Origin of the sequence: Nitrospira sp., assembly GCA_030692565.1 — a bacterium.
GTDB lineage: Bacteria > Nitrospirota > Nitrospiria > Nitrospirales > Nitrospiraceae > Nitrospira_D.
The window spans coordinates 1-20,240 of record JAUYAO010000042.1; the positions used below are offsets into that span (position 1 = coordinate 1).

Sequence of the window (20,240 nt, forward strand, 5' to 3'; positions counted from 1 at the left end):
AGCCCTCAAGGCCGCCATCCGGCACTACATCACGGTCACCAATACACCCCCCCCAAACCCTTCACATGGACGAAGACCGCCGACGAAATCCTGGCCAGCGTGGCCCGATTTTGTCAGCGAACTTCGGAGACAGGACACTAGAGATAGCGGGGGACAACCCAGGAGGGAAGGAAGCCCGCACACCATCACAGAATCATCGACTCCCTGGCTCAGGAATAACCAGGCAAAGAAGTCATCGAACTGACACTAGCTATTGAGGAGCCCCAGCGTCATCTGGAGAGCAAAGATCCTCCCCCCTGAAAAGCTCCAGCATGTTCTCTCCCCCCTACGCTTTCGCCCCCATAGGTACAACACACAGCTCAGCGCCCTCCTCAACGCTGATTGCTAACTGTTTGAAAAGGCGCCACCTCCACTAATGCCTATACAATTCTCGAAGCACCTATACAAGGCATCTATCTTGCTCTAGCTCCACACGGTTACCATTCATCCACCGTGAGGTAGATGGCTGACTTGCAGGGCGGTCGAGCAACACGGAGGCCCCTTACCATGCACTCTTCAATGGAATCTTTGAGCGCCAAGATATTGAAACGGGTACTACTCGGCATCAGCTTGGGCATCTCGATATCAATGGCCTATGAGATACCGACGATCTCCCATGCCGCCGCTATGACCCAAGAGAGCGCCCCATTGCAAACGCAGGGGGCGTCGACGAAGGCGCTGTCCCCTACCGCAAAATCTTCATCGGCAGGATCACGAAAGTCGCATCGCCTGGTCCGCCGGCCGACCCCCTCGGGCAGCAGCCAGGCCGGGGCGATTAGCGCGGCAACCCTGAATCAAGCGTCAGTGGCACCAGCCATCAACGCACTCCCTGCAAAGACGGCGTCCCCGGAGCCGGGAACAACCTCGACCAAGGAGGTAGTAGCAGATAGGCCGTCTTCTCCAGTCAGCTTCGCGGCCCCGATTGCTGGGCCGCTCGCACCCATGCAGCCTGCGCCGCTAGCCGCTGCGGCAGCATCCCCCTCCGCACTGATGGGAAACGCACAGCCATCGACCAGAGTCGCCGCGGCAGCTCCGTCCGGAGCCCGTGGACCAAGCCTTCCCGGCCGAATGCAGCGACTTCTGTCTGAGCTACCAGGGGCGGCGCAAATCGTGGCCTACCAAGAGGAAGACCCTGACCCGACAGTGGTTAGCCCCACACTCACTCGCAATCCAAGCGTCTTATCATTTTCCGCCGTTCAGAACGGATCCAGTCCGGCAGCTCAGTCTCTCACCGTGACCAATACGGGACCGGGCACGCTGACGTGGACCGCATCATCCAATAGCGCCTGGCTGACATTGAATAACAGCTCCTCGGCCTCGGGGACCAATCTCGGCTCGGTCAGTGTACGGGTGAATCCCGCCGGTCTATCGGTTGGAACTCATAGTGGCCTGATCACCATCGTCGGAGTCGGTGCGGGCAATTCCCCACAGATGGTCACGGTGAGCTTTGACGTCACCGCGGCTCCCACTCCCACCATCGGCTTAAGCGCGACAACCTTGTCGTTCTCGGCTGTCCAGGGAGGAAGCAATCCGGCCAACAAGACGATCTCCGTTTCCAACTCCGGGAGTGGAACGTTAAACTGGACGGCAACTGAAAATGCGAGCTGGCTCAGCCTAAGCCCTGCCTCAGGAACCGGATCCGGAACGATATCAGTCGCGGTCAATACGACTGGTTTATCCGTTGGCACTATCAGCACTCCCATTACGATTGCCGCTTCGGGAGCGACAAACACACCGCAGACCGTAACCGTCTCGCTCACCATCACAGCAGCCGCTGTTCCTCCGGCAATAGGGGTCACTCCCGCAAGCTTGACCTTTACTGCGCAGCAGGGAGGTGGAAACCCGACGCCACAGTCACTGGCTGTGAGAAACACTGGTGGGGGAACCCTCATCTGGACGGTCAGCAATAGTGCGACGTGGCTATCGCATTCCCCAACCACCGGTACGGGAAATGGCACGGTGACGATTAGCCCGATCACCGGAGGTCTAGCTGCAGGCACCTATACCGGCGCGGTCACGCTCTACGCGACCGGGGCCGCAGCGGCCACCGTTCCAGTCACCTTCACGGTAACCGCTGCGCCGGCTCAACCAACCATCGGCATGAGCCCCACAAATCTTGCGTTTAATGCCACCGCCGGCGGGAACAACCCCTCGACACAGAACATCGCCATTACCAATACCGGTACGGGAACCCTGACCTGGACCGTCACAGATAACGCTAACTGGCTGACTGCAACCCAATCGGGGAACTCAGTCGTGGCGGGCGTCAATATCGCGGGGCTCGCTGTGGGAAGCTATAGCGGCATCATTACCGTATCTGCATCCGGGGCTACAAATACCCCGCGAACGGTACCGGTGACACTGACCATAGCGGCAGCTACACAACCGACGACCGGAACGGTTACACTGTCCTGGAATCCCAATAGCGAATCCGATCTCGCAGGGTATAAGGTGTATCGTGCAACCTCTTCAGGAGGATATGGCGCACCCATTGCCACGATACCGGCAGGATCAACCCAATACGTATCAAGCGGTCTGGCGAAAGGATTCACGTACTTTTTCGTGATCACAGCCTATGACCAGGCAGGAAACGAAAGCCCTTCTTCAAACGAAACAAGTAAGAGTGTCTATTAATAACCGTTCTGAGAGCCAGGTTAGGTGTGGTAGAACTTTCCATGTCTCTGGAGTGCTCGGACAAGTTTAACAAGTAAAGGAATGCCACATGAGCATGGAAAGTGTTCGTAGTACCCGATTTACAATTGCCGTGAGAGTCGCCCTCTTAGCCCTAAGCTGCCTTGTGCTAGCACCATCGTGGTCCAATGCGACTGTGTATTGGGATGATGAGTTGGAGCCTGGGAATACAGGGTACCCCCTGGTCGGAGGAATGTCGTACTCCAGTAATCCTGTGTATAGCGGATCCTACTCGCTGAAGGAACATTTTTTGGGCAAAGGCATCCAAGGAGGCACCTTCACGGATCGCTACTTCGGAACAGCCACGGACAATCTCTGGTCACGCTACTATCTCTACCTTGACAACTTCGTCGTGGATGAAGCCGCAGGGACAAAACTAATGTTACAGGGTTCAGAATGCTGCTATCCGAGCTTCTGGTGGATCATGCTCTTTGGAAAGGCCTCCCTAAGTGTTCAAGTGCAAGGCATCAAAGGAGGCACGGACACACTAAATATCTATGGCCCGACAATCCCACAAAACAGATGGGTTTGCATTGAAACGCATCTCAAGATAAGCAGCCCTGGCGTGCTGAATGGAGTAGTGGAAGCCTGGATTGATGGCGTACAGGGCATTGCTCGGTATGATGTCCAAATGCGAGATGCAGTTGCAAGCGGACGACATAGCCTCACCGAAAATCTTACATTTAATCGCCTCTATGTCCAGCACGGAGAGGGCGACTTATATATAGACAAATTAGCGTTTGGAGGCCAGCGCATTGGATGCTCGGGGAACCCGCCACAAAGCAGCAGTCCCACCCCAGTAACTCAAACACCGCCCCCGGTTCAGCCGACCACGCCTCCAGTTCAAACACCGCCAGTCCAAGCTCCCACCCCGGCGCAACCGACGCTTGTGCCACCACCGACTCCTCAAGGATTGATTTTCCGATAGTGAGAGCGCGCACGATGAGAAACGGAGCAATCAACCAGATGCCTGCCTCAAACCAGATGCTGCACTGCATCTGGTTCCCAACGATCATGGGAATGGCAATATCTTTCATGATGCTCCCGTCAACTGCCGGAGGCACAATTTTCTGGGAAGACAACTTCGATGACGGCGTTCTTAACGATACCTGGGACGTCTCAGCCTGCGGTCCTCCTGCCAGCTACCCTCAAGGATGCAATGCCCACATTTCCAACAAGCAAAGCGTTTCAGGATCAAACAGCCTGCTGTCCGAATACCACCCGACCAATCCTGAAATTCAAGGCGGGACATATTACGACAGAGGGTTCCCGCCTACCGATGATATTTGGATCAGGAACTGGTATCGCACTGGAGCAAATCCGCCTGGCACATCATTTAGGTATGCCAATGCGAATGAGCTCCCTATCTCCCCTGTTGAAAAAGTGGCATCTGGAGCAGGAGGGAAATACCATTACATTAAGGGCACAGGTCCGGGAAACCGCATCTCCGGGTTCTTCATCAATTTCTACGGCGACCGCGCGCAAGGCTTTAGCCTCCAGAATCACTATGGACCCTGCCCAAGCACAAGATTTGGCCCCTATGATAGCTGCAACTACTACCCCAACCACGCAGCGGTACAACTCCAGGACAACACGTGGTATTGCGTCGAATATCATGTGAAACTAAACACGCCTGGACGAGACGACGGGATTATCGAGATGTTCGTGAACGGAGTCTTATCAATGGGCCACTACGACATCTTGGCGAGAGGCCCAGCGCTCGTAAACGGCAACGGACCAGATTCGAAATTTGATCGTATAACGCATTACACACAGTACAATTCTGGATTGCGTTACACCGACGACCTTGCAGTCGGGAATACCAGAATTGGCTGCAACGGAGGCAACGGATTCGGCGATGCTCCCCCTCCGGCAATGCCACATGGACTGGCTGCCCAATGAATGATGGAAAAGGCGGAAGGTGCTGCGTTCTAGCAGCTCATTATCATCGCCTAACCTACATGCGGGAAACGAATGGCGGGTTATAGCCGTGCGAACTATATGCGAGACAGAACTTACTCCCATGCAATTGAAAGGAGGACAGCTGATGACCTCAATTAAGATGTTTCGTTACTTAGGAGTAGTTGCCGCGTCTTGGGTTCTTGGAACTTCGCCTGTGTATGCCACCACATTGATCTCAGAGGACTTTGAGGGCAGCGCGGCCTCCATCGCGGCACGTTGGCCTGGCCAAAGCTATTGTTGCTTCCCAAATTCCGGTGGGCCGTTTAATCTGGTCCCCTCGCCCGTCGCTGGGGGAGCACAGGCTCTTCGTTACAACTACACCGGCTCGCAGTACGACAACCCACCGCAAGGGGGCGGCAGTGCAGAATGGGACTACACCGATCAAACCCAGCGCGAGGTTTGGATTACCTGGTACTCCTACATGGCACCAGGCTTCAAAACGGCAGGAGGCAATGGCGTCGGCGGGGTGGCAACAAAGGGCATCTATCAGTACATGAAGTCCCTATCGAACGGCCAAGTGAACGGCTGGGTGTTTCACTATTTCTACGGAGGCCGACAACTCACCCTCTCCGCACAAGGCATTAAGGATCACAAGGGACCCAACGGGCCTGGGACCGGCACAGCCATCCCCTATGATACCGAGAATATGTGGCAGAACGTGCAATCCTACGAGCAGCCGGACGGCCAGTGGGTAGGCTACGAGGCCCGTTTCAAACTGAATACGCCAGGACAAGCTGATGGCGCCTATCAACTCTATATCACGCCGCCCGGCAGTACGGCGTTTCTTGCGGCCAGCCACACGAATCGGGAGTTTGTTGATACCACTCCTGGTGGGCGAATGCCGTCAGATGCCCGATGGTACCGCACTAAGCTCTACCGACAGGATGGCCTAGGCTCAATGTACATTGATAACCTCACCGTCACCACAACGCGGGTCGGTTTCAGCGGCGTGCCGCTTCCACCATCGGATACGACGCCCCCAGCGACGCCAAGTGGATTCACTGCCAGATGAGCATCTATAGGCCCTCAAACCCTCTTAGATTGGGGGAAAAGAAATCTTCTGGCAGTTCGGGTGACAGATGTCCGTGCGCTAATTTGATGCCCACTAAAACCGCTCCAGCCCACCTGGTAGCGCAGCTGCAACGGTTCGGGGTTCGCCGAACAGACGGTGAGCATGTGGCACCTTCATTAGCAATCGGGTAATCCAGATGGAACACACCAAAGTCCCAATAACCACGAGCAGGTAGCACCACAAGCCCGTATTATCAAAAACTAAAGCGGAGGCAACGGACATTCCTTTTAACACCACCGGCTGGTGTACCAGGTAGATGCCCATCGTAGAGCATCCAATCCCACCCAGAGCCCTGCTGCGATCCCCAATTGCCAAAAGCAACAAGTAGAAACCACACAAATAGGAGTACTGAGTCAGGGATGGCGAACTATATTCTCCGTAGTAGAGAACTACCAAGATGGCCAGGACGGTAACTGCCAAGACTTTTGCGTGCCTGGATAGCCATGGATTGGAGGCGTATAGCGCACAACCCAGAAGATAATATTGCAGCCCCCAGACCGCGTGCAAAAGTGGATCCTGTCCACCACCCCAGTTGGCCTTGATCTGGAATCCAGCTACCGTCATGCCATTCGTGTGACTCCAAAGTACACTTAAGCCAAACGCCGCAACGAGAGTGACCATCGGCGACAGACCTTGGACATATTTCGTGAGGAAAGAAAGCGATCGAACAAAAAAGAGGGAAAGCAGGAAATACAGCTGTACCGCAGGAGCACCCACCCAGATAGCGCCCAGCAGATATATTAGATCTCGCCCCAGAACAATTTGATCCGGGGGATGACCGAAGTACTCATATGCCAGCCTTGCCATGAGATACAGCAAGCTGAAAAGTAGCCACGGCACAACCAAACGTCTCGCACTCTGCTGCATATAATCCCGATAATCTAACTTTCCAGTGTGCTCGAGCCTATGAGCAAAAAGATATCCATCGACTAGAAAGAAGATCGGGACCGCGACCTGAAACCAGTATACGATCGTCGATTGAACCCCGGGGGAAAGCTGGCTGTAGCCCAACGCATGCTGCCCTATGACCATGACAATAGCTATTGCGCGGAGGGAATCCAAAAACTGGATTCTGCTTTTAGAGGGCGGCATAGGCCTCAGGCCTTTTCAGGTCGGATTCGTAGTCGCAGAAGATCGTGCATAGAACTCCTTCACACGTTAGTAGCTGAAGGACTCCTATTCATGTAGGTCTTAAACCAGAGTACGAAAACTAATATGGCCCATAGCTGCGTTTCAAAGTTTCTCTCGCCTCGATCATGCTCTTCAAGCATGCGACGAACCGTCACACCATTGAACAGCCCTATTCCCTTAAGGGACGACGGCGACAGATGCTCCCCAAGGAGGTCACGCAAGGGCCCGCGCAGCCACTTATCCAGTGGGATCGAGAACCCTTGCTTCCTTCGATTGAGAATTGAACGAGGCAGCACACCTTCTAACGACTTGATGAGAATATGCTTCTTCTCCCACCCCTTCAACTTCAGTCCCGAGGGAATTGTCGAGACGAATTCGACAAGCTTGTGGTCAAGAAAAGGCACTCGCACTTCCAACGAATGCCACATGCTCAAGCGGTCCGCCTTACGCAACTCGTCATCGGGCAAATAGGTCTCCATGTCCGTGAGAAGAATCCATTCGAGCGGATCCCGGCATTGTTCGACCTTATGCATCGCAAGCTCTGCAGTAGTTACGTTGGCTTTTCTCAGCTCACTCAAGAAATCTTGACTGAAAAGACCTGCCTTGTCCGGCTCCGTAAACGCCGAGAGGTACTGCTGGTACCGCTCTGGCAAGGGCAGAGACGCGCCATCCACAAATCGCTTCATCCGATCAATCCAGAGCCCAGCCATATCCCACTGTGGGAGCGAATGAATCAGCGCTCGGAGACTATGCCTGAGCACGCCGGGCAATCGCTGGTAGGAGTTCGCTGCAAGGGCACCGCGATATCGCTCATACCCGGCAAAGAGCTCATCCCCTCCGATCCCGGACATTGCTACCGTCACCCACTGCCTGGCCGCCTGACACACGAGGTAGTTGGGAATCATCGAGGAGTCCGCAAACGGCTCATCAAACGCCTCAAGCATCAAGGGAAGAATTGACTCGACTTGCGTCTGGGGATTGTCGTAAACGCACTCTGAATGGTCCGTCTTAAACAGATCAGCAACCGTTCTCGCATAGGGGCGCTCGTCGGCTCCTGGCTGCCCCTCTCCAAACCCCACGGTAAACGTCTTCACATTTCCCGGACAGATCTTGGCCATCAACGCAACGATGGCACTGGAATCGACGCCTCCGCTCAAAAATGAACCGAGCGGCACCTCGCTCACCAGGTGCAAACGCACCGCTTCTTCCAGATGATGCAGCAGACCTTCACGATAATAGTCGACCGATTTATTGTGATCTGTAGAAAACTTGAGCTGCCAGTATCGCCGCGTCGTCAGCTCCCCGTTCCTCCATACCGCGGTATGTCCTGGAGGCAACTCTGCGATGCCCCGATAGATCGTATGCGGCCCTGGCACGTACTTAAAAGTGAAGAAGTCTGAGACAGACTGGGGATCCATCTGCCGTTCGTAGCGATCGACTGCGAGCAGGCACTTCAGCTCAGACCCGAAATAGAGATCTCGCCCGTCCTGCCAATAATACAGCGGCTTGATCCCGAAGCGATCTCTGGCAAGCAAGAGCTTTTTTTGGCGCAGATCCCAAAGAGCAATCGCAAACATGCCACGCAAATGCGTGACATAATCTTCACCGAAGTCTTCATATAAATGGACAATACATTCCGTATCCGAATGACTGGTCAGGACATGCCCGCGCTTTAGGAGCCCCTCGCGAAGCTCTTTGTAATTGTAAATCTCTCCGTTGAAGACAACCGCCACCGTGCGATCTTCGTTAAAGACCGGCTGGCGGCCGCTGTTGACGTCGATGATCGCCAGTCGGCGCATGCCTAACCCGACCTGCCCGTCGAAGAAGAAACCGTCGTCGTCAGGACCGCGCCGCCGGATCAGCGCGCACATCCGACGGACCAATTGCTGATCGATCCGTCCGAGCTCTGCATGAACACTGCCGACAATGCCGCACATATCAGATGTATTCTCCCCTTCGGAAGTCTTATCCGGCTATCGCTTGATTTCTAGAGGCAAATTCGTAGGCCTCAATCAAAGCTTTGGCTACAACAGCCCACGAATAGACCTCATGAACACGATCGGCCCCGGCTCGCGACAAACGTACCCTCAATGCCTGGTCACCAAGCAATTCCAATATGGCCCTGGCAAATTCGTCCTCAGAATCAGCTAGCAGCAAGTGTTCGTTATGCCTCAGCGAAAGACCGGAAGCAGCAAAAGATGTTGCGACCACAGGCACTCCCATCGCAAGACTATCCAGGATTTTAAGCCGGGTCCCTCCACCGCTGAGGATCGGACATATGCATACCGCTGCCTTCTGAAAATACGATCTAACATCATCCACGAATCCGGTAATGTGAATACGAGCGTCTGATCGTCCAAGTTGAACAAGCCATTCAGGCGGATTTCTTCCAGCCACACAGAGATTGACATCGGGCGAATGAGCACTAAGTCGTGGCCAAATCTTCTGAAGAAAATACTCCATGGCTTCCTGGTTCGGATGCATGTCCATGCTGCCGCAAAACAGGATTGAGTTCCCGCCGGGATCACGCCGTGGGGTAAAATAGCTGGTATCCACTCCATTCGGCACCACCCGGATCCCAAGACCAGGGCAAACCCTCGATAGCACGGCTCCTTCATCTTCAGACACGACAACATTGGCACCAAATCGCGGGCACCACTCCTGCTCAGCAGATGCGAGCTTCAAGGATTCTAATTCAAAGTATCTTCGCAAGAGCGGATTCGCTGCCTTCTTTGCCCGAACACCAATCTTGCTTGACTCAACATCATGGTGAGTGAGAATAGTCCCGGCGTGGCCTGCCAAATGATGGTACTGCGCCAAACCCAACGCATCGAAATGTATTACATCCGGCGCAAACTCTTTCACCGCCCTCGTCAGCTTCCTCGCCATTTCCTCTGACTTTAGCCAGAGAAAATCATAAGGTTCTCGTGACACCAGCCCCTGAATCGCGAGCCCGTATCGTGAGCGCAAAAGGGACGACTGTCGGAGGGGAACCCAATCGACCGATGCGCAAAATTTAGAGAGCGCAGCGACGCAATCTTCCGGAGTAATATGTACCGGCCGAGTCACCGGTTGATCGAAGGCCAACAGGTGCAACTCACACTGGCTCGCCACCTCGCGAATAAGATTGTAGTTTCGCTGAAGCGCACCACCTTTCGGGGGATAGCCAATATTGTGCCCGAGCCAAAGAACTTTCATTAGCACATCCTCGCAAACTCATTCAGAAAGAAGGTGAGCGACTTGCGGCAAATGCACATCCTGCAAGAAGAAATAGTTGACGCTCCAATGCCCCTTGACTCGCCTTCGAAGCTTTTTCCCATCATATGAGTACGGCACATAGCCGTATCGAGCCATAATTGAGAAAAATTCGTTATCGGGAGCATCCTGCATCGCCGCAGTTCCAGTAACCTCAATCATCAGTGCAGGTTTTACTCTTGCGAAGAACTGTGAGGCCCCTTTCAACACAGCCAGCTCATGCCCCTCCACATCGCACTTTACGAAAGTCACCCTTTCTGACAATCGTTCGGGAAACAGTGAATCTACCGACCTGAGAGGCACTTCAACCCTGTCAACCCGTGGCTCAGCAGACTTCCCCGAAACAATCCGAGCCATATAATAGTTCGTCCCCCCATATTCATGCTTTGGAAGCTCCATTACCGCAGTACCATCCTTCTCCGAGACTGCGCAATTGAAGAGCTCCACATTGGTCAACCCCAGCCTCTTGATGACTGAAGAGAGCAGAGAAAAGGTTTCAGGAATTGGCTCTACTGCATAGACCTTCCCGCTCTCCCCCACTAACCTTGAAAGAACTGCGCTGTACCATCCAATATTAGCTCCTAAGTCGATCACGGAATCCCCGGCGTGAACAAAAGAAGCGATCGGCTCGATCTCAGCTTCCCAAAATCGTGGAACAACGTAAGCATAGTAATGCTTCTTGCCCCAGGCCAATACGGAATGGGGCAGCAGTGTTACGGCAAGCCTCTTTAAAGTGGACATGACAGAACCTCAAGAACCAGGGTTAGGGTGGTGGCTGTGAAAGATCAAAAAAGGCACTCAGTTACTATTAGGCGAAGAGGACCGAGTACTGCATTCGGAGGCCCCATCCTTCATTCCGAGCCCCTCAATGTTGACGGCAAGCATGGCAATGGACGATGTATCATAGGCCTGCACGCTGAATACCTTAGCTACATTGATCGAGGGCTTACCGGGACGAAGAAGTTTTTGCAACACAGCCGCCACCCACGAGAGCGGCACAAGGACGAAGGTCGGGAGCCAGATCACTGTGAGATCCGGATTGGCTTTGCGAAGATGATCCAACAACTCGCGTTTGGTCGGAGAGACAGGGTCGAGCAGATTCAACGGACTCGGCACACTCTCCCACCTATCAGTCATCCATGCCAGGAACCGGCCGGCAAATCCCACATCCACGATGCCCAGCCTGTCGCGCGGGGACCCAACGGCCACAAAGAAATTTCCCAGCCGCTTGCCGAGACGGCCTGGAGGATCGAAATCCCGATAGTCCACCAAGGCGCCAGGACGAATCACCTTGACCGACAAGCCAAGTTCCTCTCCCAAATCAACGGCACGCCGTTCCGATTCGAGCTTGCCCCACACATAGGGCCCCGACCCCTTGCTGTTCGGCTCCAAGGGATGATGGTCGCCGATCGGTCCTCCCTGCCCCTGGGCCAACACCGCCAGACTGCTCACATGGATAAAATGCGCGATGCCGGCGGCAGCCGCGCCCCTGACCATGTGCGAAGTGGCATCGAGCGAATTTCGCTGGTGTTCCGGCCACCCACCGGCAGTCTCTGCTGCTGCGTGAATGACCGTATCGACTCCTTTGAACAAATGCGCGCCGGCGCCTGTTGCCACATCCGCCACGACATATTCAGCGCCGGCAATCCGTTCCCAAGGCGAAGGCTCGCGACGCGCCACCACGCGAACGGAGCGACCGCGCCCTAGCAAAGCACGGACAATCTCCTTCCCGAGAAACCCGGTTCCCCCCGTCACCAGCACGCCCCGGCTCTCGACAGGCCTCGTGGCTGCCAACGCCAACGCCTTTGCCTCTCCGACCTTGAGCGCCTCGGCCACCCGCTCACAGATGCGAACGGTTTCAAGCAGACTTTCAGGAGAGAGCGGAGAAGGGGTGCTTGTCCGCACAGACTCGTAGAAGGCGCCGAAGAGTTCGGCCAGCCCTGGGTAACTGCGCTGGCTCTTGAGAAACCGGCGCGCCATTGCCGACGTGGTCCCGGTCAGGAGCTGCCAGGCCTGTCGATAGGGAGCCAAGAGCTTATCGACGCCCGACGAGCCTGGACCGATCGCCCGCTGCGTGGTGCTCCGGACATAATCGGCGAAGAGTGAGCCGTTTTTCCCGATCACCCGCAGATAGCTCTCAACTGGACGCCCTTCGAGTGTCACGACCAAGGTCCCGGTCACGCCACCGCGCCGGATGAGTGCATGCACGGTCCCGGCTTGGCTCACTTCGAGCGAGACCAGCTCGATGCGCCCCTCCCCCGACTGCTCGAGAACCCGCAGCAGCAGATAGACCGGATGGGGCAGGATATCGAGCAATTGATGATCTGCACGGAGCACGGTGCGTCCACCGGGAGCATGTCGGACCGTACGAAAGGAAAAATAACTCTCGACATGCACGACCCGGCCGATGGAAGGCAGGTATTGGGTCAGGACCGCTGTCGGCGACTCGTAGAGCAACTGATGACCGGCGCAGACCAGGAGGTTCTTTGCCCGGGCTTCATCCAGGATTTGTTGCGCATCCTCGACTCGCTCCGTAAATGGTTTCTCCACGTAGATATGGCTGCCAGCCCTCAGGGCGGCCAGCGCCAGCGGCCCATGGGAGGCCGGCGGGGTACAGATATGCACCACATCAGGTCGTTCAGCGGCCAATAGTTCTTCAGGGGTGCCATAACTCTTGACCCCAGGGACAATGCTCCGCATCGCCGCCTGGGCCGCATCAGAAGGATCGGCCACCGCAACCAGCCTGGCGCCCGCGCATCTCACAATAGCACGGGCATGATGCTGAGCATGGCGTCCGGCGCCGAACAGCGCTATGCGAAGGGAACTCGTTCGTGAGGCTGTTGGGTCAGAGTTTGTCACAAGCTGTACCTACTCAGGTGTTCAGGCTGAAGGCCGAAGGCTATAAATTATCTCGCAAGGCACGAATCAAGCCATTCAAAACCTTCTCGGTTTCTACGACTGTGGGTTCAAGTAGAGATGAATCCTCGTTGGGCAAGAAGCCCAACCGCTTCGACAAATTTAATTGATAGTGTAGTTCCCGCAATGACCCGAAGGCGATATTGAGAAATCTGAGATACTCTGCCTCACTGTCACGAGCACACCCCTCCACGATGTTAGAAGGAACTGACACTGATGCCAGCCGTAGTTGAGAAGTCAGTCCAAACAACTCCTCTTTCGGAAACCCTGCGGTTACTCGATACACCAATATGGCTAATTCATCAGCCAACTCAAATGCCCGAAGTTTTGTATGATCACGCACGATGTATCACTAAAATCCTTCAGCCTTCAGCCTATCTACCTGAGCAGTTACACAAGCTGTATCTCTTCATCGCTCTCATCGAGACATCACCAATTCTTTATAGAGTCCTGCGACCCGATCCGCCATGGCCGTCGCAGAAAACTCCCGCACTACTCTCTTTCGAGCCTGCTCTCCCATTTTCATGGCGATCTCCGGGGAATCGATCAATTTCACGCAACTCTCCGCAAGTCGGGGTACATCCATCGGTTCAACGAGAATTCCCTCGACTCCGTCCTCAACGATTTCAGGAATCCCTCCCACCCGGCTGGCCACGACAGCCCGGGACGCCGCCATCGCCTCAAGCAAGGCCATGGGAATACCCTCGCTCAACGAGGGGAGGACGAAAATATCCAAGGCCTGCAGTAGTTCTTGAGTATCCTCTCGATGTCCTAAAAAGACAACGGTTTCGCTAATTCCCAAGTCGCGCGCCTGCGCCTCCAGATCCTTGCGAATCACCCCATCCCCCACGATCAGCAACCTCACATTCGCCCGCTGGCGCAGGAGAATGGAAACAGATTGAAGCAGGTACGAGAGACCTTTCACCGGCGTGAGCCGGCCAACTGTGCCGATCAGGCAGGTCTCCACATCAACCCCCAACTCTTTGCGTGTCAACCATCGGTCTGCCTGAATGGGATTCTGCTCCAGATCGATCCCGTTTCGAATGCACGTAACAAGGGGGGCCGCTTCATCCGTCTTATACCTGCTCTCAATCTGAGATGAGACGCCGATGATGGCGTCGACACAGCATCGATATACTGTGCGCTCCACCAATTCATAAACATTCATCTTAAACGCCTGCAAACCTTTAAACGGTTCGCTGAGGCCATGGACCGTTCGTACAACATGTGGAATCCCGCACAACTTACTAGCCGGCGCTGCCAGAATCATGTCTTTGTACTTGTGAGTATGAACGATCCCAGCCCGTGACTGTTTGAATTCGCGAACCAGCTCACAAAAGATCTTGCCGCTGCTCCATCGATTCTCAGGAAACACCTTGACGCAAATGCCTAGCGCCTCAATCTCTGTCGCCAATCTACCTTCGTTGAATAAGATCGCCGACAGTTGAATGTCGGCCCTGCCCACCAATCTTGACAACAGGACCTTGAGCTGCACCTCCGCTCCTGCCCAAAGATCACCTGTGGCAACATGACAGATAGAAATAGGTGTAGGGGGGAATTCACTCGATGGTGGGAACACCTGCCGCACTCCTTGCGATCACTAGGGCATGGAGATATTCCATGTCCCGCTCTCCTTCACTCGCAATCAGCCTCCCTATATGGAAGCGCCGGAGAACCTATGAGCGAGTGGAAACAAGCCCTCCACCAAAGCGCGGGATCCGAGCCCCCCATGGCTGCAGCGGATGAGTTCCAGCAGGCATTGCTGCAGCCCCCTGTATCTCAGAAATATTTCTGAGTGCGACCACTAATGCCACCATGATCCATAAGCTCGGATACCATAAAATGGAAATGAACACACCGCTCACGATGAATCCGATCAGACTTCCCTCCATAGCCCGAGCAAGATAGACACGAATGTCTTCACGAGCTTGGGCTGGCTGGCGACCTGCCGTCCGCACAACCGGAAGAGCGAGTTTGCGTGCGACCCATCGCAGGTCCCTGAAACTCTGTAAGATGATTCCTCCGATAAGGACTATTCCAGCGAGGCCCAACTCCGAGATCAAGGTAATCCATGCAGAATGAGCCTGCCGGCCTGCGATAGATTTTTCATGGAAGGTTCGGCTTCCCTGATATTTATCAAAGGTCCATGGGAAGTTGCTCTGCCCGATGCCAATAATAGGATTATAGAAGAACATTTCCATACCAATCCCCCAGGTATAGAGCCTTTCTCCTCCGGTACCTTCGTTCATCGTCTCTTCACTAGTTGATGAAGTGATCTCATCCCAATACTTTTCAGGTGCCAGTAACGCCATAAAAACTACGGCGACGGCAACCACAATCAGCGCATTCATTTTTTTGGGAGAACGATACCAGCAATAGACTCCGACCGATGCCAACCCGATAAACCCTCCGCGCGATACCGTTGCCATTGCGGCGAGAATATACGTTCCCAGGAGCGCCAGGTACTTCATCCGCAACGAGAACCCGGTTGCAGAGAACAGCAGAAAGTAGGCAAACGGCACCGCCATATTCATGACCATACAAAAATCGTTTTCGTCGCCCATCCAGGCCCCAATACCGACTCCTCCTTTTGCAATCCCCATGATGGCCAAGAAGCCGTGGACACCCACCCAAAACTTCATCACCGTCAGCATCCTCTCCGTCGAATTCACGAAAGTTGTAATGCCAAGATAGGTGAAAAATAAGAGCACCATGTCTTTGAACGTCATCAAGGCGTGAAAATTATTGACCGCGATCGGCACATGGATCGCCATGACTCCAAAAAGCACGATCCACAGCTTTGTCTGGAGCCTGGAAAAATCCAGCTTCCCCGACATCAACACGTTGAGGAACAGCAACAGATTAATTCCTAGGGCGATGGGGATAAGTTTGAGTCCGGGAATCAACTCCTGAGGGCGGCCAAACTCAAACAGAAGGTACGCCATGACGAGATAGAACCCCGCCTTGCTCTCCGAAGCTCCACTCGAACGTAAAGCAGGCATCGGCGTTCGTCCCTGGGTTCGAACAGACTTAAGATCTGGCAGCATTGATCACCACGGAAACTTGCAAATTGAAACGTCTACGCATTCAATTCGCGCCGGACAAGAACGGCTACAAGAGACTTGCATATAGAGTCTGATACCTGGAAATCATCTCGGCCTTACTGAACCGGCGATGTACCAGCTCGGCACCAGCCCGGCCAAACGCTCTAGTCAATTCAGGATTATCTAATAAAGCCATGAGCTGATCCGCAAGATCACTTGAGTTCTCCGGCAGAATCAGAAAACCCGTCTTGCCATGGTCAATCAGCTCGGGGTTTCCACCAACTTTCGTGGCCACCGCAGCTTTCCCAGACACCATGGCTTCTAGCAGCGCCATCGAGAGCCCCTCGGACAATGACGGCAACACAAAGACGTCCATGACTGACAAGAGCCGCTGAACATCATTCCTCATCCCCAGGAAACGGACCTGCCCATCAACGCCAAGCCGCGTTGCTTGCTCTTTGAGCGTCATCTCCAATTCACCACGCCCGGCAATGAGGAGAACGGTCCCCGGATGTCGCTTGAGTATGGCCGGCAGGGCATCAAGCAGATGACGATGTCCTTTGACCGGATACAAGCTCCCAACTGTCCCGATCACAGGAACACCTGCCGGAAGAGCCAACTCCGCTCTGCATGCCTGCGAAGAGGCATCGTTCTCAACCGCCGGCGACTCTACCCCATTATAGATCACGTGCAGTCGCGACTCCGGAATACCGACCCGCAGAGAAACGAATCGCTTAAGATCCTCCGACACTACGACAAGCCGACCATACCGACTGACTATTCGATATGCCAGGCGTCTGCGAAACTTCTCCCAATAATAATTTTTCCCGTGAACAGTTCCCACAAACGGCACCTTTGAAATTCTCGCCACGATCCATCCAAACAGAACGGCACTGAACTCATGAGCATGAATTATTGCTACCTGTTCCTCGCGAACCAGACGCAGGCAGTCCCGGAACCAGCCGATCTGAAGACCGCCTGGAAGTGGCAATAGTTTTGTCTCAACTCCCAGACGTTCACACTCGTCCTGGAGCCATCCTGGACGGAAAAGCCCAACAATAACGCGACAGTTTTGTTGGTTGAGGGCTGCCGCAAGACTGCTGATCACTCTCTCAGCACCACCGGGCCCACTGCTGGTCGACAGATGCAGAACCGTCGTCTTGTGTTTACCGGCAGTCATTTAATTACTTGGGTATCTGGAAATAACTGGCGTGTCTTCTGATCGCCCGTTCTCATATCCAATCGGGCTGCCAGGGCCTGACAGCATCGCTTTACTTGCTGATAACAGGAACGGAAATCTTCACTGGTCCCGCTATAGGGATCTGCAATTTCAAGAGGACCTGTAGAATCAAAACGTCCCAACAACACCACCTTCCCGATCGTTTTTGGGTACAGACTATGAATCCGATCTTTTTGAGCTACCTCCATGACAATGATCAGGTCTGACTTCTCGAGCAATTCCGCGTGCACTTGGGTCGTCGTATGCTTCTCAAGCGACAGCCCGTGCTCGAGCGCTGTGGCCTGCGCTTTGAGATGGGCCGGCTTCCCGGGAGTTGTTTCAAGTCCGGCCGAACGGATTGTGAGCGATCGTCCCGCCTGCATGGCAAGCGCGCGAAAACACACCTCCCCTAAGGGGCTCCGGCAGATATTGCCCTTGCAGACAAAGAGCACAGATTGAACGGAGTCCGGCAATCGGACTTCCGTCCACCGCTCATAGCGATGGCGAACGAAGTTCAGCTTGCCGATGATATATCCCCCCGTCGCACGGAGCGCCCGCAGAAAGGTCCAGCAATGCGCTCCCACACTTGGCGTGTCACCCATATTCATCGAGCTCCTCCCGCTAACTGGCTAATCCAGGCACGATACTCCACCAATGCCGGGCGAGGATCGCTCAGCGATTCCACTTCATAATGCAGATTCCGCTGAAACAGCTTCGCGAATTCCGCCGCGCAACGCCACCGTGACGGCGCGTGCGGGCCGAGATGAAGCGTGGCGTTCGTTTTGGTCAGACGCATGAGCAGATGGTCCAGATCTCCCAGGAACCATCGGGACTGGGTACCGATGCGATAGGAGTTGTCCGGAATCGCCACAGACTGCCCACTCGCAACCTGATAGAGGAGATAGGGAATGTTAAGACCCGCATCGATCGCCAACTGCAAAGACCCCCAGAACCGCCCGTTGATCTCCATCAGTCTCGGAATCTTGGAGGTTTGATCGACCTTGAACTCGACCATCGCCACGCCATGCCATTTCACCTGTTCCAATAACTTGACCGCGTAGTCGGTCATGGGCTTGGGAAGCTCGATGCTCTCTCTCAACACGCTCACTCCTCCGGCCGGCGGCTTTTCTCTGATTCGCCGATGCGCAAAGAGTGCGCAGGGTCTTCCATGATCGAACAGCCCGAATATTCCCTGGCCCTCCCCCTCAACCCGCTGCTGAATGAGCGAGGGATTTTTCAAATAAGGGATCCTCCGATACAGATCAATCAACTCATCCACAGATGACACAAAATGGACGCTGGTCTTGCCCCATCCATGGTCGGTCATCAGAAGCGATCGTCCCGGCTTCACCACGACAGGGAATGATGTCACCTGGTCGAGCACGGACGCGAGATCTCCGTCCGGGACATAGACCGTAGTGGGAATCGGCACGCCCAGCTCCTGGGCGACTTTCATCAACCGGTATTTGTCGGATACCAGTTCATAACTTTCCAACTGCGGGATGGCATTCAAGACAGCAGCAGGAAATTGCTCTCGCCTGGCTGCGAGCACCTGAGTCGTAGCATCCGTCACCGGCATAATAGCGGTCACGCCCAACCGGCCGACCGCATCGATCACACTGGACACAAACCGGGAAGGATCTTCCAGCGGCGACGGATACTGCCAGGCCTGATGACAGTACTTCGAAGCTCCAGCTAAGGACTTCAGCGTTTCGGCTCCAACCACCACCGGAATGCCTGCTTGCCCCAAGCTTCGGGTGACAGCGAGGGCGGCACGCTCCTGACCATCCGTCACTAGCACGCAAGGCTTCGACCCCATTACGATTTCGGTCCTCTACGAACATGCTGCTCTGCCATCGGCCTATCGAATACCGGATAGCGCCAATGCGAGCAGCGGAGCTGATGAACTGCTGTCCTCATGCAGGCTGACCCTTTTCAGCGCGTACGGATCGCCTGGGCGATCACCCTCCAGCCCTATCTCACAACCCACCGCGGCGCGATACCCGCTCTCTCTGACCAGCTTTTGAATATCCGGATTAAAATTTCCATTGGGATAACAGAATGCCGAAGACGGCGTGACCCCTTGTTGAAGCATCGCATTTCGTGACTCGGTCAACTCGCGGCTGACTTCCGACAACGGAATGTTCGTCAGAATCCTGTGCGAGCAGGAATGCGATCCGAATGACACACCCTGAGCGGCCATCTCGCGCACCTCGGTCCAATCAAGCAGGACCCGCTCCGAAGGACGGTCCATACCAAGGACACGACCGAGACGGTCTATGAGAGCTTCAATGTCATCGACCGCTCTGTCTTTACAGAGTTCTATGATCGCACCGGCGTCAATCGGCAGACCTGACTTTACGAACATGAAGCCCCCATCGTCAGCGGACTGACGGACTCCGACCGTATCGGCCAAGACCGCTGAGACCTCATCACGGGTCGTCGGGCCGCTCCTCTGGGATCCGGCCTGCGCCAAAACCAACATCATCCGATCCGGCCAAAACCATCGAGGTGTTCCGATAAAATCTGTCGCAAGAAAGATCGTCGCCGGGACCGCATACCTTCTCAGGATAGGAAAGGCGAACTGATAATTATCCCGCCATCCATCATCAAAAGTAATGACGCAGTAAGACCGGTCGCGCTTGAACTGATTTGTCCGCCACAGGTCCAGCAGCTCATCCAAGGAGAGAATCGTAAATCGCTCCCGAAGATAGGCGATGTGAGCGGCGAAGGACTCCTCCAGCATGTACATGCCGGGCTGAATGTGCTGACGTTCCACTACCTCGTGAGACACAACCCGGTGATAGGTCAGCACGATCACGCGCCCCTGATGTCGGAACTGTGAAAGCCCGGAAACAGAATAGAGTCCGCCTAATACCCTCCAGGTTACGGCCTTGAGTCGAGCGATCAC

Annotated in this window: 16 protein-coding genes and 1 pseudogene; 4 read left to right on the forward strand and 13 right to left on the reverse strand. The window is 54.7% G+C overall.

From position 1 onward, the window contains the following. Positions 1 to 141: pseudogene (locus Q8N04_10765) on the forward strand (IS630 family transposase). A gap of 1,277 nt (positions 142 to 1,418) precedes the next feature. Here the strand turns inward: Q8N04_10765 and Q8N04_10770 are convergent. Further along, positions 1,419 to 1,805, reverse strand: coding sequence for a hypothetical protein (locus Q8N04_10770; protein MDP3091153.1), 387 nt, complete (start codon positions 1,803 to 1,805; stop codon positions 1,419 to 1,421). A 22-nt stretch (positions 1,806 to 1,827) separates the two neighbouring features. Between Q8N04_10770 and Q8N04_10775 the strand changes: the two genes are divergently transcribed. The 3 genes from Q8N04_10775 (at position 1,828) to Q8N04_10785 (ending at position 5,704) form a co-directional block, all read left to right on the forward strand. Further along, entirely contained in the window at positions 1,828 to 2,673 is an 846-nt protein-coding gene (locus Q8N04_10775) for a fibronectin type III domain-containing protein (GenBank protein ID MDP3091154.1), read from the forward strand. A gap of 999 nt (positions 2,674 to 3,672) precedes the next feature. Further along, positions 3,673 to 4,632 (forward strand): hypothetical protein, encoded by a 960-nt coding sequence (locus Q8N04_10780; protein MDP3091155.1) that lies wholly within the window; start codon positions 3,673 to 3,675, stop codon positions 4,630 to 4,632. A gap of 145 nt (positions 4,633 to 4,777) precedes the next feature. Then, positions 4,778 to 5,704 carry a hypothetical protein gene (locus tag Q8N04_10785; protein ID MDP3091156.1) on the forward strand — a complete coding sequence of 309 codons (927 nt, stop codon included), beginning with the start codon at positions 4,778 to 4,780 and terminating at the stop codon, positions 5,702 to 5,704. 93 nt (positions 5,705 to 5,797) lie between these two features. Here Q8N04_10785 and Q8N04_10790 read toward each other — a convergent pair whose 3' ends face one another. From Q8N04_10790 to Q8N04_10845, 12 genes are all read right to left on the reverse strand, one after another. Then, positions 5,798 to 6,856 (reverse strand): acyltransferase, encoded by a 1,059-nt coding sequence (locus tag Q8N04_10790; GenBank protein ID MDP3091157.1) that lies wholly within the window; start codon positions 6,854 to 6,856, stop codon positions 5,798 to 5,800. A 59-nt stretch (positions 6,857 to 6,915) separates the two neighbouring features. Further along, a complete protein-coding gene (gene asnB, locus Q8N04_10795; GenBank protein ID MDP3091158.1) occupies positions 6,916 to 8,832 on the reverse strand; it encodes an asparagine synthase (glutamine-hydrolyzing) in 1,917 nt (638 codons plus the stop codon). A gap of 28 nt (positions 8,833 to 8,860) precedes the next feature. After that, on the reverse strand, positions 8,861 to 10,093 hold the full coding sequence (locus Q8N04_10800; protein MDP3091159.1) for a glycosyltransferase family 4 protein: 1,233 nt from the start codon (positions 10,091 to 10,093) through the stop codon (positions 8,861 to 8,863). A gap of 18 nt (positions 10,094 to 10,111) precedes the next feature. Next, positions 10,112 to 10,891, reverse strand: coding sequence for an FkbM family methyltransferase (locus Q8N04_10805; protein MDP3091160.1), 780 nt, complete (start codon positions 10,889 to 10,891; stop codon positions 10,112 to 10,114). A gap of 57 nt (positions 10,892 to 10,948) precedes the next feature. Beyond that, complete coding sequence (locus tag Q8N04_10810; protein ID MDP3091161.1) at positions 10,949 to 13,009, reverse strand: Gfo/Idh/MocA family oxidoreductase; 2,061 nt, start codon at positions 13,007 to 13,009, stop codon at positions 10,949 to 10,951. Positions 13,010 to 13,049: 40 nt separating this feature from the next. Continuing rightward, complete coding sequence (locus tag Q8N04_10815; protein MDP3091162.1) at positions 13,050 to 13,409, reverse strand: four helix bundle protein; 360 nt, start codon at positions 13,407 to 13,409, stop codon at positions 13,050 to 13,052. Between the two features lie 75 nt (positions 13,410 to 13,484). Further along, positions 13,485 to 14,561, reverse strand: coding sequence for a glycosyltransferase (locus Q8N04_10820; GenBank protein MDP3091163.1), 1,077 nt, complete (start codon positions 14,559 to 14,561; stop codon positions 13,485 to 13,487). A gap of 181 nt (positions 14,562 to 14,742) precedes the next feature. Continuing rightward, on the reverse strand, positions 14,743 to 16,068 hold the full coding sequence (locus tag Q8N04_10825) for an O-antigen ligase family protein (GenBank protein ID MDP3091164.1): 1,326 nt from the start codon (positions 16,066 to 16,068) through the stop codon (positions 14,743 to 14,745). A gap of 109 nt (positions 16,069 to 16,177) precedes the next feature. Next, positions 16,178 to 17,290: a glycosyltransferase gene (locus Q8N04_10830; protein ID MDP3091165.1), complete on the reverse strand. Its 1,113-nt coding sequence runs from the start codon at positions 17,288 to 17,290 to the stop codon at positions 16,178 to 16,180. Next, on the reverse strand, positions 17,287 to 17,931 hold the full coding sequence (locus tag Q8N04_10835) for a low molecular weight protein-tyrosine-phosphatase (protein MDP3091166.1): 645 nt from the start codon (positions 17,929 to 17,931) through the stop codon (positions 17,287 to 17,289). The genes Q8N04_10830 and Q8N04_10835 overlap by 4 nt, the downstream gene beginning before the upstream one ends. A gap of 2 nt (positions 17,932 to 17,933) precedes the next feature. After that, positions 17,934 to 19,148, reverse strand: a complete 1,215-nt coding sequence (locus tag Q8N04_10840) for an ATP-grasp domain-containing protein (protein MDP3091167.1) — start codon at positions 19,146 to 19,148, stop codon at positions 17,934 to 17,936. A 42-nt stretch (positions 19,149 to 19,190) separates the two neighbouring features. Beyond that, positions 19,191 to 20,240, reverse strand: a complete 1,050-nt coding sequence (locus Q8N04_10845) for a polysaccharide deacetylase family protein (GenBank protein MDP3091168.1) — start codon at positions 20,238 to 20,240, stop codon at positions 19,191 to 19,193.

Coding starts and splice junctions, on each gene's coding strand:
- Q8N04_10780 (MDP3091155.1), top strand. CDS start 3,673: ATGAGAAACGGAGCAATCAACCAGATGCCTGCCTCAAACCAGATGCTG.
- Q8N04_10785 (MDP3091156.1), top strand. CDS start 4,778: ATGACCTCAATTAAGATGTTTCGTTACTTAGGAGTAGTTGCCGCGTCT.
- Q8N04_10790 (MDP3091157.1), bottom strand. CDS start 6,856: ATGCCGCCCTCTAAAAGCAGAATCCAGTTTTTGGATTCCCTCCGCGCA.
- asnB (MDP3091158.1), bottom strand. CDS start 8,832: ATGTGCGGCATTGTCGGCAGTGTTCATGCAGAGCTCGGACGGATCGAT.
- Q8N04_10800 (MDP3091159.1), bottom strand. CDS start 10,093: ATGAAAGTTCTTTGGCTCGGGCACAATATTGGCTATCCCCCGAAAGGT.
- Q8N04_10805 (MDP3091160.1), bottom strand. CDS start 10,891: ATGTCCACTTTAAAGAGGCTTGCCGTAACACTGCTGCCCCATTCCGTA.
- Q8N04_10825 (MDP3091164.1), bottom strand. CDS start 16,068: ATGCCTGCTTTACGTTCGAGTGGAGCTTCGGAGAGCAAGGCGGGGTTC.
- Q8N04_10830 (MDP3091165.1), bottom strand. CDS start 17,290: ATGACTGCCGGTAAACACAAGACGACGGTTCTGCATCTGTCGACCAGC.
- Q8N04_10835 (MDP3091166.1), bottom strand. CDS start 17,931: ATGGGTGACACGCCAAGTGTGGGAGCGCATTGCTGGACCTTTCTGCGG.
- Q8N04_10840 (MDP3091167.1), bottom strand. CDS start 19,148: ATGGGGTCGAAGCCTTGCGTGCTAGTGACGGATGGTCAGGAGCGTGCC.